We start from the raw sequence: 7,103 nt of genomic DNA on the forward strand, positions 1-7,103 counted from the left end.
CAAACTTAGCCGGTGAACTCGCCGTCCGGCCGCGAGGAGGGGTCGGCGTGCTTCTCCCGCTCGGCGGCGCGCAGCTCGACCCGCCGAATCTTGCCCGAGATCGTCTTGGGCAGATCGGCGAACTCCAGGCGGCGGATCCGGGCATAGGGCGGCATGTGCTCCCGGGCGTACGCGAAAATGATCTCCGCGGTTTTTTGATCAGCCGACCAGCCGGAGGCCAGCACCACATACGCCTTGGGCACCGCCAGCCGCAGGGGATCGGGCGAGGGCACGACGGCCGCCTCGACCACGGCCTCGTGCTCGATCAGCACGCTCTCCAGCTCGAACGGCGAGATCCGGTAGTCGGACGCCTTGAAGACATCGTCGGTGCGCCCGACGTACGTGATGTAGCCGTCCTCGTCCCGCGAGGCCACGTCGCCGGTGTGGTAGTAGCCGCCGGACATCCGCTCGGCCGTCAGCGATTCGTCGCCGTGGTAACCCACCATCAGGCCGGTCGGTCGTGGGTCGAGCGCCACGCAGATCTCGCCCTCGGCCGCCGGCGAGCCGGTCAGCGGGTCGATCAGCTCGATCGTGTAGCCGGGCACCGGGCGGCCCATCGAGCCCGGCTTGACCGGCTGGCCGGGGGAGTTCGCGATCTGCACGGTCGTCTCGGTCTGCCCGAAGCCGTCCCGGATCGTCACCCCCCACGCCTTGCTCACCTGGTCGATGACCTCGGGGTTGAGCGGCTCGCCGGCGCCGACCACGAGTCGCGGCGGGGTGCGCAGCGCGGAGAGGTCGGACTGGATGAGCATGCGCCAGACGGTCGGCGGCGCGCAGAAGCTGGTCACGCCGCAGCGCTGCATCTCGGCCATCAGGCGGCCGGCGTCGAAGCGGGTGTAGTTGTAGATGAAGACGCAGGCCTGCGCGTTCCACGGGGCGAAGACGTTGCTCCAGGCGTGCTTGGCCCAGCCCGGCGACGAGATGTTGAGGTGGACGTCGCCGGGGCGCAGGCCGATCCAGTACATCGTCGAGAGGTGCCCGACCGGGTACGACTGGTGGGTGTGCTCGACCAGCTTGGGCCGCGCGGTCGTCCCGCTCGTGAAGTAGAGCAGCAGCGTGTCGGTGGCGTACGTGACCGCGTCGGGAGCAAAACCGACATTTCCGGAATAGGCATCCGAGAAAGACAGCCAGCCCTCGACCGGGTCGCCGACGGCGATCTTGGTGGCGTCGACATTCAGGAACTTGGCGGCGGCGGACGAAGCGGCGATCACGTGCTTGGCGCCGCCCCGGGCCACCCGCTCGGCCGAGTCGACCGGGCCGAGCAGGGGCGTGGCCGGGATCAGCACGGCGCCCAGCTTCATGGCGGCGAGGATCGTCTCCCACAGCTCGGTCTGGTTGCCGAGCATCAGCACGATCCGGTCGCCCCGCGCGACGCCCTGCGCCCGCAGCCAGTTCGCCACCTGGTTCGAGCGGCGGGACATCTCGGCGAACGAGACGCGCTGCTCGGTGCCGTCCTCCTCGACGATCCAGAGCGCCGGCGCGTCGTTGCCCTCGGCGATCACGTCGAACCAGTCGAGCGCCCAGTTGAACTCGTCCAGCTCGGGCCAGGCGAACCCGTCGCGGGCCGCGTCGTACCGGTCGGAGTGGGCGAGCAGGAAGTCGCGCGCCGCCCGGAATGCCGTGGTGCCGTCCATCCGCTCAGACTGCGCGCGGCCGCGTCACCGCGCCACCCCCGGACGGGGGTGGATCAGATCGCGACGGTCCGGGTGGCGACCAGGCCGCGCCGGACGTCGCCGGTCATGCAGGCCATCTCCAGATGGGCGCCCGGGTGCACGTGCGCCTTCTGGTAGACGTCGGCCGGCAGCATGACCGCCGCGGTGTGCAGCCGCCCGGCGCCGGACAGATCCGGGTAGACCTCGAAGTGCAGGTGCGGCCAGCGGCCGTCGTGCCCGCCGGGGAAGATGCTGGCGAACCGCACCCAGCCGGCCGAGTCGGCGACCTGGACGCCGCGCAGGTAGTTCTCGGCGGCCAGCTCGGGAGAGGTCAGCGAGTAGTTGCCGTCCCGGTCGGCGTGCCAGAGGTAGACCGCGTGCCCGGGCAGCGGGCGGCCCGAGTTCGCGCTGGTCAGGCGCAGGCGGATGTCGAGCGGGACGCCGCGGGCCACGCCGTGGGCGGTGCCGAAGCTCCGCCGGATGTCGCCGCGCACGATGCCCGAGCGGCCGATCGGGCCGGCGCCGCCCCGGGTCAGGGCGGCGACCGTGGTGCCGCCGGCCAGACCCGTCATCCGGCGCCGCCGCAGCAGCCGGAAGTCGTGCGCCAGGCCACCCTCGTGTCGCGTCTCCAGCTCGATCATGCCGCCCATTCAGCCACCCGCCGGTTGCGCCGTCCGGCCGGTTCCGGTTGCGGGACGGTTGTTTTCGCTCCCGTCCAGTAATGTCCATTCATGGGCGGTGATCGATATGTTGCCGAGAGCGACCCACCCGCCGTGCACTACGACGACGAGGAGCTGCCGGCCCGCGACCTGACCGGCCGGATCGGTCTCGGCGTCTCGATCGTGGCGTTCCTGGTCGCCCTGCTGGTCCTCTGGCAGGTGTTCCGCCCGCTGGCCCGGGGCAGCCAGTTTTACCTGATCATCTTTCTGGCCGGCACGCTGCCGCTGGTCTTCCTCGCGTACCGCGCCCGGTCGAGATCGCCCAAGATCCCGACGCTGCTCGACTGGCTCCTGGCCGGCGCCGCCCTCGTCGTGTGCCTCTATCCGGTCAACCCGTTCCGGGGCGGCTACGACGGCTTCCTCGACCGGCAGGGCCTGCTCGAGCCGATCGACGTGATCTTCGGCGCGGTGCTGCTGGTGCTGGTGGTGGAGGCGTGCCGGCGAACGACGGGACTCGCGCTTCCGATCGTCTGTCTCGCATTCCTGGCGTACGGGTACTACGGCGGGCTGCTTCCGCAGGACTGGCCGATCGCGCACGCCGGGCTCGACTTCTCCCAGATCATCGACGCGCTCTACAACTCGGGCAGCGGGTTCTACGGCACGCCGCTGGACGTCGCGGCCACGTACATCGTGCTGTTCACCATCTACGGCGCCGTGCTCGACCTCTCCGGCGCGAGCCGCTTCTTCGTCGACCTGTCGGTGGCCGCGTTCCGCAAGTCGCGCAGCGCCGCCGGTCGCACCGCGGTCGCGGCCGGCTTCCTGCTCGGCACCGTCTCCGGCTCGGGCACCGCCACCGCGGTCAGCGTCGGCGCGGTCACCTGGCCGATGCTGCGCCGGGCCGGCTACCCGGCCGAGCAGGCCGGCGGCATGCTGGCCGCGGCCGGCGTCGGCGCGATCCTGTCGCCGCCCACCCTCGGCGCCGCCGCGTTCATCGTCGCCGAGTACCTCGACGTCTCCTACCTGACCGTCCTCGGCTGGGCGACCGTCCCGACGCTGCTCTACTACCTGGGCATCCTGCTCGCCGTCGAGATCGACGTGCGGCGCTTCGGGGTCCGCGCCCTGGCCGTGGGCGACGTGAGCGCCCGCCACCTGCTTCTCCGCTTCGGCTACCACTTCTCGTCGCTGATCCTCATCGTCGTCCTGCTCGCGCTGGACGTGAGCGCCCAGCGGGCGGTGGTCTACGCGACGCTGGCCGCGTTCCTGCTGTCCTTCCTGGACCGCCGGGCGTGGCTGACCCCGCGGCGGATCTTCGCGGCGCTGTCGGCCGGGGTGCGCGGGGTGCTGCCGGTCGTGGCGGTGTGCGCGGCCGCCGGCATCATCACGGCCGTCACCACGAAGACCGGGCTGGGGGCGCAACTGGCCTCGCTGCTGGTCTCGGGGGCGCGCGCGGTCACCGACAACCCGACCGCGGTGCTGGCGCTGACCGTGGTGCTGGCCGCCGTCGCGCTGGCCATCCTCGGGCTGGCCGTGCCGGTGACGGCCAGCTTCATCATCGGCTGGGTCATCATCGGGCCGGCGCTGCTCGGGCTGGGCGTGCCGGCGCCGGCCGCGGCGATGTTCGTCTTCTACTACTCGGTGCTCTCCGAGGTGACGCCGCCGACGGCGCTGGCCGCGGTCGGGGCCTCGGCGATCACCGGTGGCCGGACCGTGCCGACCATGTGGCAGGCGCTGAAGTACGCCCTGCCCGCGTTCCTGGCGCCGATCGCGTTCGTGCTCACCGACGCCGGCTCGTACCTGCTCGGGCGCGGCTCCTTCGTGGACATCCTGTGGGCCACGGCGGTCGCGATGCTGGCGGTGGCCGGGCTCGCGATCGCGAGCGGCGGCTGGGTGTTCGGCATCGGAGCGGCCGGTACGCCCGCCCGGGTCCTGGGCGGCGCCGCCGGCCTGCTGCTGCTCTACCTCTCGCCGATCGCCATCGCGCTCGGCGTCGCGGCCCTGATCGGGGCCGTGGTCCTGACCGCATTCACCACACCAAGAACGGGGACGACATGAGACGAACGGCAGCAACCGCGCTCACCCTCGTACTCCTCGGGGGTCTCTTCGCCTGTGGCGGCCGTCAGGACGCCGCCTCCACCGACGCCGGCGGCGCCGTCACCTGCGAGGTCACCAAGGACACCCGGGTCGGCATCGCGACCGGCAACGCGACCGGCGTCTACTTCGCGCTCGGCAACGCCTACGCCGAGCAGATCGGCGAGACCGGCGGCAAGCTCAAGGCCACCGCGGCCGAGACCGGCGCCTCGGTGCAGAACATCCAGCAGGTGGTGGCGGGCACGTACAACGTCGCCTTCTCGCTCGCCGACACCGCCGCCGACGCCATCAACGGCACCGGCAGCTTCACCGCCAAGCAGCCGATCGCCGCGCTGGCCCGCATCCACACCAACTACACCCAGGTGATCGTGCGCAAGGCGGCCGGCATCAAGAACGTGGCCGGCATGAAGGGCAAGCGGGTCTCGACCGGCTCGCCCAAGTCCGGCACCGAGGTCATCGCCAACCGCGTCCTCAAGGCGGCCGGCCTCGACCCGGCCAAGGACATCAGCGCCCAGAAGCTCGACCTCACCAAGACCGTCGACGGCATGAAGGACGGCTCGATCGACGCCCTCTTCTGGTCCGGCGGCCTGCCCACGCCGGGCATCACCGACCTGCTCACCACGTCGGCCGGCAAGGTCGAGTTCCTGGACGTCACGTCCGTGCTCGGCGACCTTCAAAAGATCAATCCGGTGTACGAGACGGGCAGCATCCCGGCCACGACCTACAAGACGCCGTCCGACGTCCCCACGATCATCGTGCCCAACCTGCTGCTGGTGCGCGACGACCTCGACCCGGACGTCGCGTGCGCGCTGACCAAGGTGCTCTTCGACCGCAAGGCCCAGCTCGTCCAGGCCAACGCCGCGGCCAAGGAGATCACCCTCGGCAACGCCCGCAAGACCGACCCGGTCCCGTTGCACCGCGGCGCCGTGAAGGCCCTCGACGACCTGGGCGCCCCCAAGTAGCGCTACGGCAGACAGGAGTCGAGGGCGTTCCGGGCGATCGCCTGGAGCGCCGGGTCCTCGACCAGGCTGCCACCGAAGGAGATGGAGCCGATCGCGAACACGAAACCGCCGGCGTCGTTCTCGTAGTAGGTCACGTGTCCCGTGTAGCCGTCGGCCGTGACCAGCTCGCCGTGCGCCAGAATCTGCTCGCCGGCGGGCGCCGCGCCGTTTCCCTCGCCGAAGTCGATGGCCGTGTCGACCTCCCAGCCACACGCCCCGCCGCCGTTGCGGCCGAGGCCGCCCACCACCTCGCCGGCCTTGAGCCCGGTGCCGGCCAGGAACGGGTGCTCGGGCGCGTCGATGAGGTAGCCGCAGCGCGCCGGGTAGAGGCCGTCGTGCGCGATGTCGTAGGCCACGCCCAGGAGCGTCCGCGGCTTGGGGCCGTCCGCCCACGCGTTGCCGCAGAACCAGGCGGGCGAGCTGCCGGTGGTCATGGCATGGCCGTCGCCGGCGAACAGCACCTGACGGAAGATGCCGTTCCCGCCCCAGTACAGCACCCGGCCACCGCTCGCCACGTAGTCGGCGAGCCGCTGCGCCATGGTCTGACTCCAGTACTCCGGATGGGTGGAGAGGATGACGGCCCGGTAGTCGGCCGGATCGGCGTCGCCGTTGTGGAAGTCCCAGTCCGAGCACGTGTCGAAGGCGTACCCGGCGTCCTCCAGCCAGGTCGACACCCAGATCTCGGCGGCGGTCAGGTGGTTGGGCGTGTAGGCGGCGCCGTCGAACGCCTGCGGAGCGGTCCCCGGGTTCGGCCGGTCGAAGCTCAGACCGACCACCTCGGCATGTCCGCTGTAGTTCGACACCCCGCCCCAGGCGTTGTACGCGTTCCAGCAGTTGGTGTTGGCGATCAGCAGGAACGGCTGCTTCTGTTCGCCGGCCCGGGCGACGAAGACGACATCGGCGACGGCCGAGCCGTCCTCGGCGGTGACGCGGGCGCTGTACAGCCCCGACGGCCAGGCCGGGTCGATCGGGATGGCGGCGACGGTCGCCCACCCGCATCCGGACTCCCAGGCGTCGGGCGGGACGGGCTGCCGGGGGACCGTCACGTCGAACGCGTCGGCCACCGGCACGCCGACCGAACGATCGGCGTTCTCGCGGAGCCGGAAGACCTGCACCGCGCAGGGCGTGGCCCGGGGCGCGCTCAGCTTGACCTCGACGGTCTCGCCGGGACCCGCGCTGAGCGGCGAGGCGTAGCCGGCGATCGGCGTCCGCGGCTCGATCGACCAGCCGATGCCGATCGCCGATCCGCTCCGCGCGGCCCAGCCCCGGGCCGCGTCGGCGCCGTTTGTGCCGTCGCGGAGGTCGTCGCGGTACCACAGAAGATCGCTCGTCGAGGCGATCGCATAGATGATGCCCACCGGCTCGCCGGTGGTGAACACCGCGTCGAAGGTGTTCCAGCCGCGGCCGATCTGGTTGCCGCTGCCGGGCGCCCAGCCGCGTTCGGCGTTGGGCCCGTTGGTGCCGTTTCGCAGGTCGTCGCGGTACCAGAGCAGTTCGCCGGTCTCCCGGATGGCGTAGATGATGCCGTTCCCGCCGGAGAACACGGTGGTGAAGGTGTTCCAGCCGACGCCGATCTGGTTGCCGCTGCCGGGCGCCCAGCCGCGTTCGGCGTTGGGCCCGTTGGTGCCGTTTCGCAGGTCGTCGCGGTACCAGAGCAGTTCGCC

Annotated in this window: 5 protein-coding genes; 2 read left to right on the top strand and 3 right to left on the bottom strand. The window is 71.4% G+C overall.

Annotated features, from left to right (window positions below; genetic code table 11):
- Positions 1-5 precede the first annotated feature (5 nt).
- Both ACZ6TB_RS16985 and ACZ6TB_RS16990 read right to left on the bottom strand, forming a co-directional pair.
- A complete protein-coding gene (locus ACZ6TB_RS16985; RefSeq protein ID WP_465555287.1) occupies positions 6-1,673 on the bottom strand; it encodes an AMP-binding protein in 1,668 nt (555 codons plus the stop codon).
- Between the two features lie 53 nt (positions 1,674-1,726).
- Positions 1,727-2,332: a dioxygenase family protein gene (locus ACZ6TB_RS16990; RefSeq protein WP_465555289.1), complete on the bottom strand. Its 606-nt coding sequence runs from the start codon at positions 2,330-2,332 to the stop codon at positions 1,727-1,729.
- Positions 2,333-2,422: 90 nt separating this feature from the next.
- Here ACZ6TB_RS16990 and ACZ6TB_RS16995 point away from each other — a divergent pair, with 90 nt between their 5' ends.
- Positions 2,423-4,402, top strand: a complete 1,980-nt coding sequence (locus tag ACZ6TB_RS16995; protein WP_465555291.1) for a TRAP transporter permease — start codon at positions 2,423-2,425, stop codon at positions 4,400-4,402.
- Positions 4,399-5,400 (top strand): TAXI family TRAP transporter solute-binding subunit, encoded by a 1,002-nt coding sequence (locus ACZ6TB_RS17000; RefSeq protein WP_465555293.1) that lies wholly within the window; start codon positions 4,399-4,401, stop codon positions 5,398-5,400. Before ACZ6TB_RS16995 ends, ACZ6TB_RS17000 begins: the two co-directional genes overlap by 4 nt.
- Positions 5,401-5,402: 2 nt before the next feature.
- Here the strand turns inward: ACZ6TB_RS17000 and ACZ6TB_RS17005 are convergent.
- Positions 5,403-7,103 (bottom strand): N,N-dimethylformamidase beta subunit family domain-containing protein (locus ACZ6TB_RS17005; RefSeq protein ID WP_465555295.1); only part of this gene is annotated, 1,701 nt, incomplete at its 5' end.

The organism is Actinoplanes sp. NPDC051537, assembly GCF_055586105.1.